Genomic DNA, 18,821 nt, shown 5'->3' on the forward strand with positions numbered 1-18,821 from the left:
AAGAAAATAAAAAAGTAGATCAAAAAAATAATGATAAATACAAAACAAGTAATTGAATATATCGTCTATTGGATAAAAAAATACATAAAAAAATCTCAATTAAATGGGTTTATCATTGGAATTTCTGGAGGAATAGATTCTGCAGTAACATCCATGTTAGTCGCCATGACTAAATATCCTACTATTGCATTAGAAATGCCTATCTTAGAAAAAAAAAAAAACTTACTATCTCAAAAACATATTAATTTTTTAACATCCAGATTCATAAATGTTTATCCTTTAAAAATAGATTTATCTTCTTTATTTACTTCTTTTTGTCATACAGTTCATGTTAATAAGAAAATGAAAAAAAATAAAGATTTAGCTTTAGCAAATATAAAATCTAGGATACGTATGATGACTCTATATTATTATGCAAATATAAAAAACTATCTAGTTGTAGGAACTGGAAATAAAATAGAGGATTTTGGAGTTGGATTCTTTACAAAATATGGAGATGGAGGAGTGGATCTTCATCCAATAGCTGATTTAACTAAAAGTGAAATACGTTCTATAGCTAAAGAATTCAATATTCTTGATTGTATTCAAAAAGCAAAACCCACAGATGGATTATGGGAGGATCAAAGATCGGATGAAGAACAATTAGAAGCTTCCTATGAAGAATTAGAATGGGCTATGAAAATGTCAAAAAAAAAATCAAAACATATTAGTTTGTTCAAAGGAAGAGAATATGAAGTTTTTAAAAAATATCAAATATTACATCAAAAAAATAATCATAAAATGATTCCTATTCCCGTTTGCAAAATTCCTATGAATATTAAGAAAAAAATAAAAAATTGATTTTTCTTCCTTATTTATTATTTCTTCAACTCTATTCCTATTTCTTTTCTTAAAAAAAAGATACAGAGTTATAAAAAAAGTAGAATTAGAATACAAATAATCTATAGGAAATCGTTTTCGTACCTTTGTTTATTATCTATCATGAATTAAGTTGATTTATTATGATGGAAAAACAAAATAATAAAAAAATTGATTCAGTGAATCACGAAACTCCATTACGGAATGATGCTTTTTATATGAGCGATGAAGAAAAAATAGATAAAATAGAAAAACATTTCTTTCATATTATGAAAATCCTAGGATTAGATATGAATGATGATAGTTTAAAAAGTACTCCAAGACGTGTAGCAAAGATGTTTATAAAAGAAATATTTAGCGGACTGAATCCAAATACAACTCCTAAATCATCCACATTTGAAAATAAATATAAGTATAACCAAATGCTAATAGAAAAAAATATTACAGTTTATTCTACTTGCGAACATCATTTTCTTCCTATTGTTGGAAAAGCTCATGTTGGTTATATTTCTAATGGAAAAGTCGTCGGGCTTTCCAAAATTAATAGAATTGTAAATTACTACGCAAAAAGACCACAAGTTCAAGAACGTTTAACGATGCAAATTGTAAAATCCTTACAAGAGATCCTAGAAACAAAAGATGTTGCTTGTGTCATAGATGCAAAACATTTATGTGTAAATTCACGTGGAATTAGAGATATAGAAAGTAGTACCATTACTACTGAATTAATAGGTTCCTTTAAAAATAATCCGGAAATTAGAAGGGAATTTTTCCATTATATTGGAATCCCTTAATAAACAAAAATAATGAATATGATGAATATAGAAGACAAAAATTATATACGAAATCACATAAAAATATATAATTCTTTGACAGGAAAAAAAGAATTATTTCAGCCTATTAATAAAAAATATGTTGGAATTTATGTTTGTGGCCCTACAGTTTATCACGATATTCATTTAGGAAATTGTCGAACTTTCATCTCATTTGATTTAGTTTTTCGTTATTTTAAACATTTAGGATACAAAGTTCGTTATGTTAGAAATATCACGGATGTAGGACATTTAGAAAATGAAAGAGATGATGGAGAAGACAAAATTTCTAAAAAATCTCGTATAGAAGGACTTGAGCCTATGGAAATTGTTCAAAAATATACTATCTCTTTTCATAAAATACTAAATATTTTCAATACTTTACCTCCTAGTATTGAACCAACAGCTACCGGTCATATTATAGAACAAATAGATATAATTCAAGAATTAATCAAAAAAAAATTAGCATACGAAAAAAACGGTTCTGTTTATTTTGATATAAAAAAATATAATAAAAAATTTTCTTCTTACGGAAAACTTAGTCATAATAAAATAGATAAACTGTTTAATCAAAAATTAAAAAACAACTCTTCTGTTGTTGTAGAAAAACGTTGTTTTCAAGATTTTTCTCTTTGGAAGAGAGCCAATGATAATCATATTATGAATTGGAATTCTCCATGGGGAAAAGGATTTCCAGGGTGGCATATCGAATGTACAACTATGAGTACAAAATATTTAGGAGAAATTTTTGATATTCATGGTGGAGGAATAGATCTAAAATTTCCACATCATGAATGTGAATTAGCTCAAGCCATAGGGATTTATGAAAATAAAAATCTTGCACATTATTGGATGCACACAAATATGCTTACTTTTAATGGAAAAAAAATGAGCAAATCCACGGGAAATTTTTTAGGATTAAAAGATATAATTATTTATAATAAATCTTTTCATCCTACAATCATTCGATTTTTTATTTTACAATCTCATTATCGTAGTCTTTTAAATTTTTCGTATCAAGGACTTATAAATGCTGAAAAAGGATATTATCGTTTAATGAATGCAATTGAAAAATTGAAACATTTTTCTACTAAGGAAAAAACAAAAACAAATCATTATTATTCGTCAACTTTCAATATTATTCAATGGATAAAAGATTGTTATAACGCTATAAATGATGATTTTAATATTCCTTTGTTAATTTCTTTTTTATTCAAAGCATCTCACATTGTGAATAATTCTTCTTCTGTGATTAATAACATGGGGTGTTCGGATATCAATTTGTGGAACAAATACATGAATCATTTTATCTTTGATATTCTTGGTCTTCAAACATTATCATTAGAAAAAAATTCTTCGTATGAAACTTCTAAAAAGTTCAAAGTACTTATTGAAAGATTGATAAAATTTCGTATAGAAGAAAGAAAAAGAAGAAATTGGATACTTTCGGATAGAATTCGAAAAGAATTATCTCACGTAGGAATTTCATTACATGATGATAAATTATGTTAATGCTTGATCTATATCCTCTATAAGATCTTCTACATTTTCTATTCCAAAAGACAAACGAATAAGTGAATCTTGAATTCCTGCATTTTTTCTGATTTCTAAAGGAGTAGATTTATGTGTCATAGTGGCTGGATGACAAATTAAACTTTTTGTCCCTCCCAAACTTTCTGCTAATTTGAATAATTTGGTAGATGTGACAACCTTTTTTGCAGATTCTATAGTGTCATTTTTTAAACTAAAAGAAACTATAGCTCCAAAATATCGTTGTTGTTTCACTGCGACAGAATGATTTTTATGAGATGATAATCCAGGATAATAAATTTTATCGATACAGGTTTTCTTTTTTTTCTCTAATAAAAAATAGGCGACTCTAAATGCATTTTCAGATTGTTTTTTCACACGTAAATACAAAGTTTGACAACCTCTTATCGTTAACCAAGAATCAAAAGGAGATAAGATTCCTCCAGTTGCATTTTGAATATATTTCAATTTTTCATATAAATCTGGTTTTTTCACTGTAATTAATCCAGCTAATACATCTGAATGGCCAGAAAGATATTTTGTAGCACTATGAATGACTATATCTGCACCTAAATTGAGAGGATTTTGAATAGCAGGAGAAGCAAAAGTATTATCCACTACAACTAAAATATTTGGATTTTTTTTCTTTGAAATTTTACTAATCTCTTTAATATCAGATATTTTTAATGTTGGATTTGTGGGAGTTTCTAACCAAATAAGCTTTGTTTTATGAGAAATAACAGAAATAACATTTTCTGAAAAAGTTGTATCCACAAATTTGGAATGAAGTTCTAATTTTTTATACAACTTCAACAAACGAAAAGTCCCTCCATAAATATCATCTACAGCCACTATTTCATCTCCACATTTTAATAATTTTAAAACCGCATCTATAGATGCTAATCCAGAAGAAAAAGCAAGACTTGCATAACCATATTCTAAATCTGTAATTAAATGTTCTAATATTTTTCTTGTAGGATTATTTGTTCTTGTATAATCAAATCCTTTATGAATACCAGGAGCATCTTGAACATAAGTAGAAGTTTGATATATTGGTGTAGAAATAGCACCTGTTAAAGGATCTGATAATATTTTTTGAATAAGTTTTGTTTCTTCCTTCATTGTGTGTTTCGCATTAATAATATACAAATGTACTCTTTACAATTTAAAAGATGAAAATTCAATATTTTCCATAAATTTTTATGGAAAATATTCATATTCTTTTTCAGAAAAAATATAAATTTATTTTTTGTTTTTTTCAATGTTTGAATGATTTTAAATCAACTAAAATTATCAGTCATCCTTCTTATTTTTTGTATGACGATTATTTCCGGAAATCCGGGTTTTTTTTCGAAAACAAATAATCAAAAAAAATCTATTGATGTTTCTAAAATAATTGTTGAACATATTAGTGATTCTCATGAATGGAATGTTTTTGGAAATGTCTTTTCTTTTCCTATTTTTTTGTGGAATAATGGATGGGAATTTTTTTATTCGTCTCAATTTTCATTTGGAAATGTAGTAAAAGGGAAGTTTGGATATTATAAAATGTTTCAAGAAAAAATATATCAAACCAATTCTAAAGGAGTTTTACACATAAATTCGAAAGGACTTCCAACCAATAAGAGACCTTGGGATTTTTCTATTACAAAAAATGTGGTATCTATATGCATCTCATGTTTTATATTGTGTTTTCTTTTTATAAAGATGAGATATAGTTACAAGAATCATCAAGTGAAATGGAATATAGGAATTTTTTTAGAATTCTTAATTCTATTCATACGTAATGAAATAGCTATTCCAAATATTGGAGAAAAAAAATATAAACCTTATTTTCCTTTTTTATTGACCACTTTTTTTTTCATATTGATAAACAATTTAATAGGTCTTATCCCTAGTTTTCCTAACGTAACAGGAAATATAAGTATCACATTTGTTTTAGCGTTGATCACTTTTTTTATAACTAATATTAATGCCAATAAAAGTTATTGGAAACATACTTTTTGGATGCCAAATGTTCCTTTATTTATAAAATTTATACTGGCTCCAATAGAATTGATTGGAATTTTTATTCGTCCACTGACTTTATGTATTCGTTTATTTGCTAATATTACTGCTGGTCATATTATTGTTTTGAGTTTTATTTGTCTTATTTTTATTTTTAAAAATTTATTTATTGCTGGTTTTTCCATAACTTTCGGTTTTTTTATTTATTTATTGGAAGTTATGGTCGCCTTTTTGCAAGCCTTTATTTTTACAACTTTATCTTCTTTACTTATAGGTATAGCTGTTAAAAATTATGAAAGTAAAACTCATTAAAATTTAAAAAAAATATAATTATTATGGATATAGATTTAACTTATTCAGGGATAGCTGCTTTAGGAGCTGGTCTTGCAGTGATAGGAGCAGGACTAGGAATTGGTAAAATTGGAAGTTCTGCAATGGATGCTATTTCTAGACAACCTGAAGCTTCAGGGAAAATACAAAATGCAATGATTATTGCTGCAGCTCTGATTGAGGGAGCAGCTCTTTTTGGGATAGTGACAGCTTTGTTGACCGTGTTTAAATAATATAATAAATAATTTTTCATGGATTTGCTAACTCCTTCTATTGGTTTAATTGTTTGGCAGACAATTATATTTTTGATATTAATGTTATTTCTTTCTAAATATGCTTGGAAACCAATAATAAAATTTGTTGATCAAAGAGAAGAAAAAATTAGAATTTCTATAGAAAAAGCTGATCAAGTTAAAAAAGAATTAAAAGATATAGAAAATCAAAAAAATAAAATTTTGAAAGAAATACGGATAAAAAGAGATTTTCTTCTTAAAGAAGCTATTAAGATAAAAGAAGAGATTAAACATAAAGCTCAAAAAGAAGGATTACTTGAGAAAAAAAAAATAATTCAAGAAGCAAAAAAGATGTTACAAATAGAAAGAAAAGTTGCAATACATGAATTAAAAAATAAAATAGGTGATATTTCCATAAAAATAGCTGAAAAAATATTAAAAGAAGAGTTTGATAAAAACCAAAAAACGAATCAACAAGAAAAATTCATAAGAAAATTAATCAATGATTTGTAATTTTTTTTACTCACTCCCTATTATTTATTTTATAACACTTACTAATAACGAATTCATTAATAATATGTTTTTTAAAAAAAAAATCACGAAACATTATGCTAGAGTTCTTTTTGAATATTCTGTGAAAACCCACAAAAGAGATTCCATTTATTATAAAATTAAAAAAGTATCTTTTCTATTGTCTCAACATATTGATTTCAATAAGTTTTTTACTAATTCCCTATTAAGTAATGAAAAAAAAATACTTTTTTTAGAAAAAGTTTTTCATCCTTTTGATTTTTTTCTTTTTCATTTTCTAAAACTTCTAGTTATACGAAAAAGAGAATCTCTTCTGAAAGAGATTTTTTTAGAATATAAAAATATATATAAAGAAAATAAAGGATTTGTAAAATGTATTCTCACTTCTTCTTTTCCTTTAAATACGGATCATCAAAAAATGATTGTTCATAAGATTATTTCTTCATCAGAAAAAAAAAAGAATACAAAAACAAAAAAAAAAAATATCACATAATCAATAAAGTTGATAAATCTGTTATTGGAGGATTTTTGTTACGTATAGGATATAAAGAGTGGAATTTCAGTGTGAAAAGACAATTACTTGATATTCAAAAAATGTTTAAAAATTAATTTTACATGTCCGATTTAAAATATTCTGAAATATCATCGATTCTTAAAAAACAATTATATGATTTTCAATTTGAATCAAAATTATCTGAATCAGGAATTGTTGTTCAAGTAGGAGACGGAATAGTCCAATCTTTTGGATTAAATTCTGTTTTTTCTGGAGAACTGGTAGAATTTCATTCTGGAATAAAAGGGATAGTTTTGAATCTTGAAGAAGATCATGTCAGTATAGTGTTACTCCATCCGTACAAAGAAATTAAAGAAGGAGATGTTGTCACACGTACAGGAAAAATATTATCTATAAAAGTAGGAGAAGGGATGTTAGGTCGTGTGGTCGATATATTAGGAAATCCTATTGATGGAAAAGGACCTATAGAAGGAGAATTGTTTGAAATGCCATTAGAAAGAAAGGCTCCAGGGGTTATTTATAGAGAACCTGTAAAAGAACCACTTCAAACAGGAATTAAATTTATAGATTCTATGATTCCTATCGGAAGAGGACAAAGAGAATTGATTATTGGAGATAGACAAACTGGAAAAACGACTATCGCAATTGATACTATTCTTAATCAAAAGGAATTTTATGAAACGGAGAAACAAGTTTATTGTATTTACGTTGCTATAAGTCAAAAAGGGTCTACAATAGCTAGAATGATTCAAATATTAGAAGAAAAAGGAGCTATGCCTTATACGATTGTAGTAGCTTCAAATGCTTCCGAACCTGCATCTATACAGGTTTTTTCTCCTTTTTCTGGTACAGCTATTGGAGAATATTTTCGTGATACGGGGCGTTCTTCTTTAGTGATTTATGATGATCTTTCTAAACAAGCTGTTTCTTATAGAGAAATATCTTTATTGTTACGTCGTCCTCCCGGAAGAGAAGCATATCCAGGAGATGTTTTCTATTTACATTCTCGTTTATTAGAACGAGCTTCTAAAATAATCAGTGATCAAAATATAGCTGAAAAAATGAATGATATTCCAGAATCAATAAAAGGTCATATTAAAGGGGGGGGGTCTTTAACAGCAATTCCTATTATTGAAACCCAGTCTGGAGATGTATCTTCTTATATTCCAACTAATGTGATTTCTATAACCGATGGACAAATTTTTTTAGAAAAAGATCTATTCCATTCTGGAATACGTCCAGCTATTAATGAAAGTATTTCTGTCTCTCGTGTGGGAGGAGCTGCTCAAATAAAATCTATGAGAAAAGTATCTGGAACTTTAAAATTGGATCAAGCTCAATTTAGAGAATTGGAATCTTTTTCAAAATTTGGATCTGAATTAGATCCAGAAACTATGAAAATTATACAAAAAGGAAGAATCAATATAGAAATATTAAAACAAAAACCTCATTATCCATATAAAATATCTGATCAAATTGCCATTATTTATGCTGGTACAAAAAATCTTTTAAACAAAATTCCTATTGAAAAGATAAAAGATTTTGAAAAAGAATATCTTTTTTATTTAAATGAAAAACACAAAGAATTATTGAATTCTTTGCAAAATGGAATTTTTAATGATGAATTGTCTAAAATTTTAGAAGATACAGCTTTGGAACTAAGCGAAAAATATTATTCATCTTAATTTTTTAAAAAATATTTTTTATGTCTAATCCAAAGGAGACAAAAAAACGAATTTTATCCATAAATTCTGTTTTGAAAACAACAGAATCTATGAAAATGATTTCTGTTGTAAAATTAAAAAAATCTAAAAAATCGCTTTCACATATTAAAAAATATTCAGAATATATAGAAAAACTATTTCAATATTTTTTATTAACAGAAGAAAAAGATAGTTTAAAAAAAAATAAGTATTTCTTTTCTAAAGAAAAGAAAGAAAAAAAACGATTATTTTTAATAATAACTTCTAATAGAGGTTTATGTGGGTCATTTAATTCCTTAATTTTTGATAAAATTCATAAAATTATTCAGGAAAATATACATGATAAATGTCTTTTTTTTTCTATAGGAAAAAAAGGATTGGATTTTTTATCCAAAAAACATAGATATAAAATTTATGATGGAAACAAACAATTTGTAAGTCATTATACTTATAAATATAAAGAGACATATCCTTTTATAATAAAATTAATTGAAGATTTTTTATCTAAAAAAATTTCCTCAATATTTTTAATATATAATCATTTAAAAAATACTCTTTTTCAAGAAGTTGTTGTAGAAAAATTTCTTCCAATTCCTTTTTCTGTTTATAATGATTTTTCAAAAAAACCAGATCCCATTTTAGAACCATCTAAAAAAATGATTTTAGATTGTATTGTTCCAAAATATCTGAATGTGAAATTTTTCAAAAGATTATTAGAATCATTCACTTCAGAACATACAGCACGTATGATCTCTATGCATAAAGCCACAGAAAATGCATCTGATATCAGAAAGAATCTTATATTGAATTATAATAAAGAAAGACAAATAACAATTACTAAAGAAATACTTGAAATTATTAGTGGATTAGAAGCTTTAAAATAGTTCGTTCTTAGGATAGGATAATCTTAATATTAAGTAGTAGTAGTAAGTAGGGAAAAATTATTTTAGAAAAATTATGAAAAAAATACTTACAGGAATTCAAAGTACAGGAACTCCTCATTTAGGAAATATTTTAGGAGTTATCATTCCTTCTATCAAGATAGCTAATCATTCAAATTTTTCTTCGTTTATATTTGTAGCAGATTTGCATTCTTTAACACAGGTAAAAGATGTGAAAAAAATTAGGGATAACACCTACAAAGTAGTTGCAGCATGGTTAGCTTTCGGATTGAATACGGAAAAAAGTATCTTGTATAGACAATCTGATGTTGCAGCAGAGGTAACCGAATTAGCTTGGTATTTTAATTGTTTTTTCCCTTATAAAAGATTGACATTATCTCATTCCTTTAAAAAAGAAAAAAAAAAAAATAATCATTTCAAAATGAATGTAGGTTTATTTACTTATCCGATTCTAATGGCAGCTGATATTTTACTTTATAATGCAGAAATAATTCCTGTGGGGAAAGATCAGTTACAACATATTGAAATAGCACGTCGTATCGCTTCTCGTTTCAATCAAAAAATAGGAAAGAAACTGTTTGTTTTACCTAATCCATTTTTGCAAAAAGAAATTGGATCTTATGTTCCTGGTACAGATGGGAAAAAAATGAGCAAATCAAAAAAAAATTGTATTAATATTTTTTCTTCAGATGATACTTTAAAAAAACAAATAATGAGTATTCATACAGATAATAAGTCTTTAAAAGACAAAAAAAATCCGGATCAAGATTTTGTAATGTCTTTATATAGACTTGTAGCTTCTATCAATGAAGTGGATGAAATGAGGGAAAAATATATAAAAGGGGGATATGGATATTTAGAGGCAAAAATAGCATTATATGAATGTATCATCAGAAGATTTTCAGTTGAAAGAGAAAAATTTTTTTTTTTGATAAAAAATAAATCTTTGTTAGATAGAATTCTCTATTTAGGGGCCAAAAAAGCAAAAAATATAGCTTGTGAAAGACTCAATTTTATTCGAAAAAATTTTAATTTTTCCCCTTATTAAAAATTATTATATGCCATAATGACACAATGATAGAATATGGCAAATATTTTGCGGTTAATACATCATACATACATATACATAGAATAGAATTGTGTCGTAAATATTTTTTATATTATGGATATAAATAAAAAAAATACTGAAAAACAAGTAGAAGGAAATCAATATTCTTCTTCTGATTCTGATAACGATAATAATATTCCTAAATCTGAATCTACTACTACGACTCCCTCTTCCCCTTCTTCTTGTCAAAACGAGATTCATAATCCATTAAAAAAAGAAATAGAATTTCTTAAAGAAGAATTAAAGAAAGAAAAAGAAAAATTTATGCGTATTTTTGCAGAATTTGAAAATTCTAAAAAACGTATTCAAAAAGAAAGATTTGATCTTTTTAGAACTGTTCATCAACAAATTATTATAGATTTAATTCCAATTTTAGATGATTTTGAACGAGGTCTTAAAGAATTGAAAAAATCTAAAGATGAATTCCTTATTAAAGGAGTATCTCTTATACAAGAAAAACTAATAAAAATTTTAAAAGAAAAAGGATTAAAAAAAATAAAAATAAAAAAAGGAGATGATTTTAATACGGATTTCCATGAAGCCATAACACAAATACCAGCTGTTACAGAAAATTTTAAAGGAAAGGTTTTAGAAATTATAGAATCTGGATATCTCCTTCAAGAAAAAGTTATACGACATGCTAAAGTCATTACCGGTAAATAGGTAAATAATTATTTTATTAACTTTTATTTCATGGTGAAAAAAGATTATTACGAAGTATTAGGTGTTTCTAGAAATGCTTCTTCAGAAGAAATTAAAAGAGCTTATAGAAGATTAGCAATTAAGTATCATCCTGATAAAAATTTAGATAACAAAAAAAAAGCTGAAGAAAAATTCAAAGAAGCTGCTGAAGCTTATGAAATTTTAAGCAATCCAGAAAAAAGACAACGTTATGACAAATTTGGACATTCTGGAGTCAGAGAAAGTGGATCTGGATCAGGGATGAATATGGAAGATATTTTTGCAAATTTTGGAGATATTTTTGCTGACGCTTTTGGGGAAGGTTTTTCAAGTTTTGGATTTGGAAAATCTACACGACATAGAACTATTAAAGGAAGTGATCTTAGAATAAGAGTCAAACTTACATTAGAAGAAATAGCCAATGGAATAGAAAAAAAAGTGAAAGTAAAAAGAATGAAAGTTGCTGATGGAGTGAAATTTAAAACTTGCACTTCTTGCAATGGAACGGGTCAAATTACACGTGTTACTAATACAATTCTAGGAAAAATGCAAACAACCTCTCAGTGTCACATATGTTCCGGAACGGGTAAAAATATTGAAAATATTCCTTATGGAGCTAATAAACATGGATTAATTAAAGAAGAAGAATTAGTAAATATAAAAATACCTGAAGGTTTGACAGAAGGAATTCAATTGAAAGTTTCTGGAAAAGGAAATGAAGCTCCATTTAATGGAATTCCTGGAGATTTGATTGTATTAATTGAAGAGATTCCTCATCCTAAATTAAAAAGAGAAGGAAGTAACCTTCATTATGATTTATATATTTCTTTTCCAGATGCTATATTAGGGGCTTCAAAAGAAGTCCCAACTATCAATGGAAAAGCACGGATTAAAATAGATCCAGGAACACAGTCAGGAAAAACTCTTAGATTAAAAAACAAAGGATTACCTAATATTGAAGGATATGGATATGGAAGTCTTCTAATTCATGTTAATGTTTGGACTCCCAAAAAAATTAATGAAGAACAGAGAAAATTTTTCGAAAAAATGAGAAAAAATGAAAATTTTTTACCTCATCCTGGAAATTATGAAAAATCTTTTTTTGATCGCGTACGAGAAATGTTTTCTTAAATAACTTAAGAGTTAAGAATTTCTTATTTTTTTTTATTATACCATCTACATAAAAAAAATAAATTTTTCATTGACTTATTTATTGATTGATAATCAATCATTTTTTTTTATGAAAAGAGTGATAGTAGGACTTTCAGGAGGAGTTGATTCTAGTGTAGCCGCTTTACTTCTCAAAAAAAAAGGTTATGAGGTTATTGGTTTATTTATGCATAATTGGGAAAATTCCATTTTTGAGACTCAATGTTCTTTATGGAAAGATAGTATTGATGCCATGTTGGTCTCTCAAAAATTGAATATTCCTTTTCAAGTCGTAGAAATGAAAAAAGAATACAAAGAATCTGTTATTAATTATATGTTTAATGAATATAAATCTGGTAAAACTCCTAATCCAGATATTTTGTGTAATAAAGAAATAAAATTTAATGTTTTTTTGAAAAAAGCCATTGATTTAGGTGCAGATTTTATTGCTACAGGTCATTATGTTAATAAAAAAACAATGATAAAAAATAATCAATTTATTTATCGTATTTTTATTGGAAAGGATTCCAATAAAGATCAATCATATTTTTTATGTAGATTAACACAATATCAATTAAAAAAATCTCTCTTTCCATTAGGAACATTGACAAAAAATCAAGTACGAAAAATAGCGGAAAGAAATAAATTGTGTAATGCTCACAAAAAAGATTCTCAAGGGTTATGTTTTGTAGGAAAAATTCACTTAGTCAAATTTCTTCAAAAAGAAATTTTACCAAAAAGAGGAGAAATCATCAATATAGATTCAAATGCTTTGATATACCATAAAAAAAATAAATCCTTTTTGTCAAAAGAAGAAGAATTATTTTTTTTATCCCAAAAAAAAGGATATAAAAAATCAGATGGAAGATTGATTGGATATCATAAAGGAGCACAATATTTTACAATAGGTCAACGTAAAGGAATTTCCTTAGGAGGATATCAAAAAGCTCTTTTTGTGATTGAAACTGATATCAATCAAAATATTGTTTATACAGGAATGGGGAAAAGCCATCCTGGTTTATATAGAAAATCTTTATTTATTCAGGAAAAAGATATTCATTGGATAAGAGAAGATCTTGCTATTTTTGATGGAGAAAAAATGAATGTATTCTGTAGAATCCGTTACAGACAACCACTACAAAATGCAAAATTATATAAAATAAAAAATGGAATGTTAATAGAATTTGAAACAATGCAATGTGCTATCACAGAAGGACAATTTGCAGTATGGTACATAGAAAAAGAATTAATAGGATCCGGAATTATCTCATAATGACAAAATACTTTCTTTCAAAATATTCATCATTGCAAAATTTTAAAATATTCATTAATATCTGTAAAATATAATAATTTTATTAAAATTAAACCCTATAAAACACTTTTATATAATATATTTTTTTCATATTTTTGCATATTATATAATTTACGATTTGTAAAAATCTTTTCTTGGAATTTTTAATCTTTGAAATATTCTTGTCAAATGGTATTTATTTTATAATCCCTACTTGATAATTAATTCAGTAGGGCTTTTTGATTTATAAAACATATCATGAAAAGAAAAATTAATAATTTTAGTAGAAAAATTACACAAAATACGAATTTACCAGCTGCACACGCTATGCTATATGCTACAGGGATGAAAGAATCAGATTTTTGTAAAGCCCAAATAGGAATAGTGAGCAATTGGTATGAGGGAAATCCTTGTAATATGCATTTAGATATACTTGGAAAAAAAATAAAATCATCAGTCATCAATCAAAATCTAGTAGGATTTCAATTTACCACTATTGGAGTAAGTGATGGAATTACTATGGGGACATCGGGAATGAGATTTTCACTTCCTTCTAGAGAATTAATAGCGGATAGTATAGAGACAGTGGTCGAATCACATCATTATGATGGAGTTATAGCTATCCCTGGATGTGATAAAAATATACCAGGAGTGATGATCTCTTTACTAAGATTGAATAGACCTTCTATTATTGTCTATGGAGGAAGTATTTCTTCAGGATTTTATAATAAAAAAAAATTAGATATTGTTTCTTCTTTTGAAGCTTTAGGTAAAAAAAATACCTGTAAAATATCCGAAGAAGAATACAAAAATATTGTAAAAAATTCCTGTCCTGGTCCAGGAGCTTGTGGAGGTATGTATACGGCAAATACAATGGCTTCTGCTTTAGAAGCTATGGGAATGATGCTTCCTTATTCTTCTTCTTCTCCTTCAATCAGTAAAAATAAAAAAAGAGAATGTGAAACAGTATCTACATTTATTAAAAATCTTTTAGAAAAAAAAATAAAACCTAAAGATATTGTCACAAAAACTTCTATAGAAAATGGAGTTAAATTCGCAATGTGTTTAGGAGGATCTACCAATCTTATTTTGCATTTTTTAGCTATTGCTAAATCTGCAAATATCAATTTTACTTTAAAAGATTTTCAAAAAATTAGTAATCAGGTTCCTCTCATTGGAAACTTAAAACCAAGTGGAATTTTTTTAATGGAGGATATTCATAATAACATTGGAGGAATTCCTGTTATTATAAAATATTTATTAAATGAAGGAATATTATCTGGAGATTGTTTAACAGTTACTGGAGAAACTTTATATGAAAATATGAAAAATATTCCCAATATCAATTTTAATCAAAAAATTATTTATCCTTTAAATAATCCCATAAAAAAAAACGGACATATAAGAATTCTATACGGAAATCTTTCTCCAGAAGGATCTGTTGCCAAAATTACTGGAAAAGAAGGAACTTTTTTTCGTGGAAAAGCAAATGTTTTCGATTCAGAAAAAGATGCCAATAAAGCTATTTTAAATCATAAAATTCTACAAGGAGAGGTCATTGTCATTAGATATGTAGGACCTATAGGGGGTCCAGGGATGCCTGAAATGTTAAAACCAACGTCTTATATTATGGGGTCTGGATTAGGAAAAAATGTAGCTCTTATTACAGATGGAAGATTTTCAGGAGGATCACATGGTTTTGTTGTCGGACATATTACTCCAGAAGCACAATCCGGAGGATTAATAGCTTTTATTAAAAATGGGGATATCATTCAAATAGATACAGAAAATAATACTCTTACACTTGAAGTAGAAGAAAAAGAAATACAAAAAAGAAAAAAAGAATGGACTCCTCCTTTACTAAAAATAAAAAAAGGATATCTATATAAATATATAAAAACAGTATCTCCAGCTTCTAAAGGTTGTATCACAGATCAATTTTAATTCATGGATATGGAAAAAAGATTATTTTCTGGTTCAGAAATAGTAATAAAAACACTATTATATGAAAATGTAGAATATATTTTTGGTTATCCAGGTGGCGCTATTATGCCTATATATGATGCTTTACACAATTATTTAAATTTAGTTTCTCACATTCTAATGCGTCATGAACAAGGATCTATTCATGCCGCACAAGGATATGCTAGAGCTACAGGAAAAATAGGGGTATGTTTTACGACTTCAGGTCCTGGGGCAACTAATTTAATTACTGGATTAGCAGATGCATTAATAGATAGTACTCCTATTGTGTGTATCACTGGACAAGTATCCTCTCATCTTTTAGGAACTGATGCTTTTCAAGAAACAAATATTATAGATATTTCTATTCCTGTAACAAAATGGAATATTCAAGTTTTAAAAGCTAAAGATATTTGTGAATCTATTCAGAAAGGATTTTTTATAGCTAAAAAAGGAAGACCAGGACCTGTATTAATAGATATAACCAAAGACGCCCAATTTCAAAAAACTGAATTTCAGTATAACCGTTGTGAATATGTAAAAAATTTTCATCCATATCCTTGCATAAATAAAGAAAAAATCAGAGAAGCATCTGATTTAATCAATACATCTAAAAAACCTTTAGTCCTTGTAGGACAAGGAGTAATTTTAGCTCATGCAGAAGAAGAATTTAAAATGTTTATTGAAAAAACAGGAATTCCAGTAGCTAGTACCCTTTTAGGATTAGGTGCATTAAAAAGCAATCATCATTTATATGTAGGGATGTTAGGAATGCATGGAAATTATGCTCCTAATGTTTTAACAAATCAATGTGATCTTCTTATTGCTGTAGGAATGCGTTTTGATGATCGTGTGACTGGAGATGTTAAAAAATATGCAAAACAAGCTAAAATCATTCACTTGGAAATAGATCCTTCTGAAGTCAACAAAAATATATTATGCAATATCTCAATTTTAGGAGATTGTAAAATTTCTTTAAAAAAATTGATTCCTTATGTTAAGAAAAAAACTCATGAAAAATGGATTCAAAAGTTTTTTTATTTGAAAAAAAAAGAAGAAAATACTGTTATTAAAGAGGATCTTAATCCTGTAAAAAAAGGAATAACCATGGGAGAAGTGATCAAATGGATCAACTTATATAAACAAGAAAAAGCTATTCTTGTAACAGATGTAGGACAACATCAAATGGTTGCTTCAAGATATTTTGATTTTACTTGTAAAAAAAGTCAGATAACATCTGGAGGATTAGGAACTATGGGGTTTGCTTTACCCGCTTCTATAGGAGCTAAATTAGGAGCAAAAAAAAGACAGGTAATTTGTATTGTAGGGGATGGAGGAATTCAAATGACGATCCAAGAAATGGGAACTATATTGCAAAACAATATTCCTGTAAAAATTATATTATTAAACAATAATTTTTTAGGGATGGTTCGTCAATGGCAACAACTTTTTTTTGATAAACGTTATTCTTGTACAGAATTAGTGAATCCAAATTTTGTTAAGTTAGCTAATGCTTACAATATTGAATCGGAAAGAGTCAGTAAAAGAGAAAAATTAGAAATATCTGTAAAAAGAGCACTGAATAAAGAAGAAGAAAAAGCTTTTTTATTAGAAGTAGTTATAGAAAAGGAAGACAATGTTTTTCCCATGATTCCTGTAGGTTCTGCTGTAGATGAAATCCGTTTAACATAAAAAATTTTGAAGTAATAAATAAAAAAAAATAATAATACAACCATGAAGCATAAATTCAGAATAATAATTTTAGGAGGAGAAAATCAAACAAGATTGTTAAGTAGAATACTTCTTCTATTTAATCGTAGAAATTTAAAAATGACACAGATAAATGTATCTAATTCTAATTATCATGAAAGTATTATTGATAATAATGCTGCTGCTAGTAGATATGTTATTGATTTAAAATGTCATGAAGGACAATTAATTAAAGTCACAAAATCAATTGAAAAACTAATAGGAATAATTCATGTTTACTTTTTTAAAAAAAAAGAAAAAAATACCAGAGAACATTCATGGAAAAAAATAGATTTTCCGATAGCTACATCTTAATTCTTTAAAAAGTAAAAAAAAATAAATTTTTTAATATTGAATAATCATGAAAATTAAACTTGGACCTGTAGAAGAAACTATTATTACAAGAGAAGAATTTCCTTTATGGAAAGCGAGAGAAATATTAAATAAGGAAACTATATCCGTATTGGGATATGGAGTTCAAGGACCTGGTCAATCTTTAAATCTAAAAGATAATGGGTTTCAAGTTATTGTAGGACAAAGAAAAAATTCTTTTTCTTGGAAAAAAGCTTTAGAAGATGGATGGATAGAAGGAGAAAATCTGTTTTCATTGGAAGAAGCTTCTAAAAAAGGAACTATCCTTATGTATCTTTTATCAGATGCTGGTCAAATCTCTTTTTGGCCTACACTGAATAAATCCCTTACTGAAGGGAAATCTTTATATTTTTCACATGGATTTGGATTAACATTTTGTGATAAAACAAAAATTTTTCCTCCAAAAAATATAGATATTTTTCTAGTCGCTCCTAAAGGATCAGGAACTAGTTTAAGAAGACTTTTTAAGCAAGGAAAAGGAATTAACTCTAGTTATGCTATTTATCAGGATTATAGTGGAAAAAGTTTAGAAAAAACTATTTCTATAGGAATAGGAATTGGATCTGGATATTTATTTGAAACAAGTTTTGAAAATGAAGTTTATTCTGATTTGGTAGGAGAAAGAGGTTCCTTGATGGGAGCAATACAAGGAATTTTTGCTGCACAATATCATGTTTTGAGAGAAAATGGCCATTCTCCTTCAGAGTCTTTTAACGAAACAGTAGAAGAATTAACTCAAAGTCTTATGCCATTAGTCTCTGAGAAAGGAATGGATTGGATGTATTCAAATTGTTCTACAACAGCTCAAAGAGGCGCTTTAGATTGGTGGAAAAAATTTAGGGATGTGACTTTACCTGTTTTTAGACAATTATATAATGAAGTTTCTTCAGGAAGAGAAGCGAAAAGAATCATAGATTCAAATAGTCATATTGATTACAGAATGAAATTAAAGAAAGAATTACAAAGTATTCACAATAGTGAATTGTGGGAAGTAGGAAAAATTATTCGTAATCTTAGACCAGAAGAAAAAAAAAAGTGTTCTTACAACAAAAAAAAGAACAGTTAGATTCAATTAATTATACAAAAAAA

General features: G+C 27.0%; 19 protein-coding genes. 18 read left to right on the plus strand and 1 reads right to left on the minus strand.

Annotated elements, in window-relative coordinates; all coding sequences use genetic code 11:
- Window positions 1-30 precede the first annotated feature (30 nt).
- From nadE to cysS, 3 genes are all read left to right on the plus strand, one after another.
- Complete coding sequence (nadE, locus tag H0H53_RS00335; RefSeq protein ID WP_185870561.1) at window positions 31-840, plus strand: NAD(+) synthase; 810 nt, start codon at window positions 31-33, stop codon at window positions 838-840.
- Between the two features lie 161 nt (window positions 841-1,001).
- Complete coding sequence (gene folE, locus H0H53_RS00340; RefSeq protein WP_185870562.1) at window positions 1,002-1,652, plus strand: GTP cyclohydrolase I FolE; 651 nt, start codon at window positions 1,002-1,004, stop codon at window positions 1,650-1,652.
- Between the two features lie 21 nt (window positions 1,653-1,673).
- Entirely contained in the window at window positions 1,674-3,182 is a 1,509-nt protein-coding gene (gene cysS / locus H0H53_RS00345; RefSeq protein WP_185870763.1) for a cysteine--tRNA ligase, read from the plus strand.
- Here the strand turns inward: cysS and H0H53_RS00350 are convergent.
- Window positions 3,174-4,322, minus strand: a complete 1,149-nt coding sequence (locus H0H53_RS00350) for a trans-sulfuration enzyme family protein (RefSeq protein ID WP_185870563.1) — start codon at window positions 4,320-4,322, stop codon at window positions 3,174-3,176. The genes cysS and H0H53_RS00350 overlap by 9 nt on opposite strands.
- A 147-nt stretch (window positions 4,323-4,469) precedes the next feature.
- On the opposite strand from H0H53_RS00350, the gene atpB reads away from it, so the two are divergent.
- The 15 genes from atpB (at window position 4,470) to ilvC (ending at window position 18,798) form a co-directional block, all read left to right on the plus strand.
- Window positions 4,470-5,519 (plus strand): F0F1 ATP synthase subunit A, encoded by a 1,050-nt coding sequence (atpB, locus tag H0H53_RS00355; protein WP_185870564.1) that lies wholly within the window; start codon window positions 4,470-4,472, stop codon window positions 5,517-5,519.
- Window positions 5,520-5,542: 23 nt separating this feature from the next.
- Window positions 5,543-5,770: an ATP synthase F0 subunit C gene (atpE, locus tag H0H53_RS00360; protein ID WP_185870565.1), complete on the plus strand. Its 228-nt coding sequence runs from the start codon at window positions 5,543-5,545 to the stop codon at window positions 5,768-5,770.
- Window positions 5,771-5,788: 18 nt separating this feature from the next.
- A complete protein-coding gene (gene atpF / locus H0H53_RS00365) occupies window positions 5,789-6,283 on the plus strand; it encodes a F0F1 ATP synthase subunit B (RefSeq protein ID WP_185870566.1) in 495 nt (164 codons plus the stop codon).
- Window positions 6,284-6,347: 64 nt separating this feature from the next.
- A complete protein-coding gene (locus H0H53_RS00370) occupies window positions 6,348-6,794 on the plus strand; it encodes a F0F1 ATP synthase subunit delta (protein ID WP_262887281.1) in 447 nt (148 codons plus the stop codon).
- A complete protein-coding gene (locus H0H53_RS03105) occupies window positions 6,794-6,910 on the plus strand; it encodes a F0F1 ATP synthase subunit delta (protein WP_262887282.1) in 117 nt (38 codons plus the stop codon). The genes H0H53_RS00370 and H0H53_RS03105 overlap by 1 nt, the downstream gene beginning before the upstream one ends.
- 6 nt (window positions 6,911-6,916) lie before the next feature.
- Complete coding sequence (gene atpA / locus H0H53_RS00375) at window positions 6,917-8,500, plus strand: F0F1 ATP synthase subunit alpha (protein ID WP_185870567.1); 1,584 nt, start codon at window positions 6,917-6,919, stop codon at window positions 8,498-8,500.
- A 20-nt stretch (window positions 8,501-8,520) separates the two neighbouring features.
- Window positions 8,521-9,402, plus strand: a complete 882-nt coding sequence (atpG, locus tag H0H53_RS00380) for an ATP synthase F1 subunit gamma (RefSeq protein ID WP_185870568.1) — start codon at window positions 8,521-8,523, stop codon at window positions 9,400-9,402.
- A 73-nt stretch (window positions 9,403-9,475) separates the two neighbouring features.
- Window positions 9,476-10,468, plus strand: coding sequence for a tryptophan--tRNA ligase (gene trpS, locus H0H53_RS00385; RefSeq protein WP_185870569.1), 993 nt, complete (start codon window positions 9,476-9,478; stop codon window positions 10,466-10,468).
- A gap of 114 nt (window positions 10,469-10,582) precedes the next feature.
- The gene (locus H0H53_RS00390; protein WP_185870570.1) at window positions 10,583-11,191 is read left to right on the plus strand and encodes a nucleotide exchange factor GrpE; all 609 of its coding nucleotides are present in this window, start codon (window positions 10,583-10,585) and stop codon (window positions 11,189-11,191) included.
- Between the two features lie 30 nt (window positions 11,192-11,221).
- Complete coding sequence (dnaJ, locus tag H0H53_RS00395; protein WP_185870571.1) at window positions 11,222-12,340, plus strand: molecular chaperone DnaJ; 1,119 nt, start codon at window positions 11,222-11,224, stop codon at window positions 12,338-12,340.
- Between the two features lie 109 nt (window positions 12,341-12,449).
- Window positions 12,450-13,631 carry a tRNA 2-thiouridine(34) synthase MnmA gene (gene mnmA, locus H0H53_RS00400; RefSeq protein ID WP_185870572.1) on the plus strand — a complete coding sequence of 394 codons (1,182 nt, stop codon included), beginning with the start codon at window positions 12,450-12,452 and terminating at the stop codon, window positions 13,629-13,631.
- A gap of 276 nt (window positions 13,632-13,907) precedes the next feature.
- Window positions 13,908-15,593: a dihydroxy-acid dehydratase gene (gene ilvD / locus H0H53_RS00405; RefSeq protein WP_185870573.1), complete on the plus strand. Its 1,686-nt coding sequence runs from the start codon at window positions 13,908-13,910 to the stop codon at window positions 15,591-15,593.
- A 9-nt stretch (window positions 15,594-15,602) separates the two neighbouring features.
- Window positions 15,603-17,303 (plus strand): biosynthetic-type acetolactate synthase large subunit, encoded by a 1,701-nt coding sequence (gene ilvB / locus H0H53_RS00410; protein ID WP_185870574.1) that lies wholly within the window; start codon window positions 15,603-15,605, stop codon window positions 17,301-17,303.
- Between the two features lie 42 nt (window positions 17,304-17,345).
- Window positions 17,346-17,675, plus strand: coding sequence for an acetolactate synthase (locus H0H53_RS00415; protein WP_185870575.1), 330 nt, complete (start codon window positions 17,346-17,348; stop codon window positions 17,673-17,675).
- A 46-nt stretch (window positions 17,676-17,721) separates the two neighbouring features.
- Complete coding sequence (gene ilvC / locus H0H53_RS00420; protein WP_185870576.1) at window positions 17,722-18,798, plus strand: ketol-acid reductoisomerase; 1,077 nt, start codon at window positions 17,722-17,724, stop codon at window positions 18,796-18,798.
- Window positions 18,799-18,821: the final 23 nt, after the last annotated feature.

Origin of the sequence: Blattabacterium cuenoti (assembly GCF_014251955.1) — a bacterium.
GTDB classification, from domain to species: Bacteria; Bacteroidota; Bacteroidia; order Flavobacteriales; family Blattabacteriaceae; genus Blattabacterium; species Blattabacterium cuenoti_L.

Bases quoted from the DNA above. Each gene is read 5' to 3' on its own strand.
- nadE (WP_185870561.1), top strand. From the start codon at position 31: ATGATAAATACAAAACAAGTAATTGAATATATCGTCTATTGGATAAAA.
- folE (WP_185870562.1), top strand. From the start codon at position 1,002: ATGATGGAAAAACAAAATAATAAAAAAATTGATTCAGTGAATCACGAA.
- cysS (WP_185870763.1), top strand. From the start codon at position 1,674: ATGAATATAGAAGACAAAAATTATATACGAAATCACATAAAAATATAT.
- H0H53_RS00350 (WP_185870563.1), bottom strand. From the start codon at position 4,322: ATGAAGGAAGAAACAAAACTTATTCAAAAAATATTATCAGATCCTTTA.
- atpB (WP_185870564.1), top strand. From the start codon at position 4,470: ATGATTTTAAATCAACTAAAATTATCAGTCATCCTTCTTATTTTTTGT.
- atpE (WP_185870565.1), top strand. From the start codon at position 5,543: ATGGATATAGATTTAACTTATTCAGGGATAGCTGCTTTAGGAGCTGGT.
- atpF (WP_185870566.1), top strand. From the start codon at position 5,789: ATGGATTTGCTAACTCCTTCTATTGGTTTAATTGTTTGGCAGACAATT.
- H0H53_RS00370 (WP_262887281.1), top strand. From the start codon at position 6,348: ATGTTTTTTAAAAAAAAAATCACGAAACATTATGCTAGAGTTCTTTTT.
- atpA (WP_185870567.1), top strand. From the start codon at position 6,917: ATGTCCGATTTAAAATATTCTGAAATATCATCGATTCTTAAAAAACAA.
- atpG (WP_185870568.1), top strand. From the start codon at position 8,521: ATGTCTAATCCAAAGGAGACAAAAAAACGAATTTTATCCATAAATTCT.
- trpS (WP_185870569.1), top strand. From the start codon at position 9,476: ATGAAAAAAATACTTACAGGAATTCAAAGTACAGGAACTCCTCATTTA.
- H0H53_RS00390 (WP_185870570.1), top strand. From the start codon at position 10,583: ATGGATATAAATAAAAAAAATACTGAAAAACAAGTAGAAGGAAATCAA.
- dnaJ (WP_185870571.1), top strand. From the start codon at position 11,222: ATGGTGAAAAAAGATTATTACGAAGTATTAGGTGTTTCTAGAAATGCT.
- mnmA (WP_185870572.1), top strand. From the start codon at position 12,450: ATGAAAAGAGTGATAGTAGGACTTTCAGGAGGAGTTGATTCTAGTGTA.
- ilvD (WP_185870573.1), top strand. From the start codon at position 13,908: ATGAAAAGAAAAATTAATAATTTTAGTAGAAAAATTACACAAAATACG.
- ilvB (WP_185870574.1), top strand. From the start codon at position 15,603: ATGGAAAAAAGATTATTTTCTGGTTCAGAAATAGTAATAAAAACACTA.
- H0H53_RS00415 (WP_185870575.1), top strand. From the start codon at position 17,346: ATGAAGCATAAATTCAGAATAATAATTTTAGGAGGAGAAAATCAAACA.
- ilvC (WP_185870576.1), top strand. From the start codon at position 17,722: ATGAAAATTAAACTTGGACCTGTAGAAGAAACTATTATTACAAGAGAA.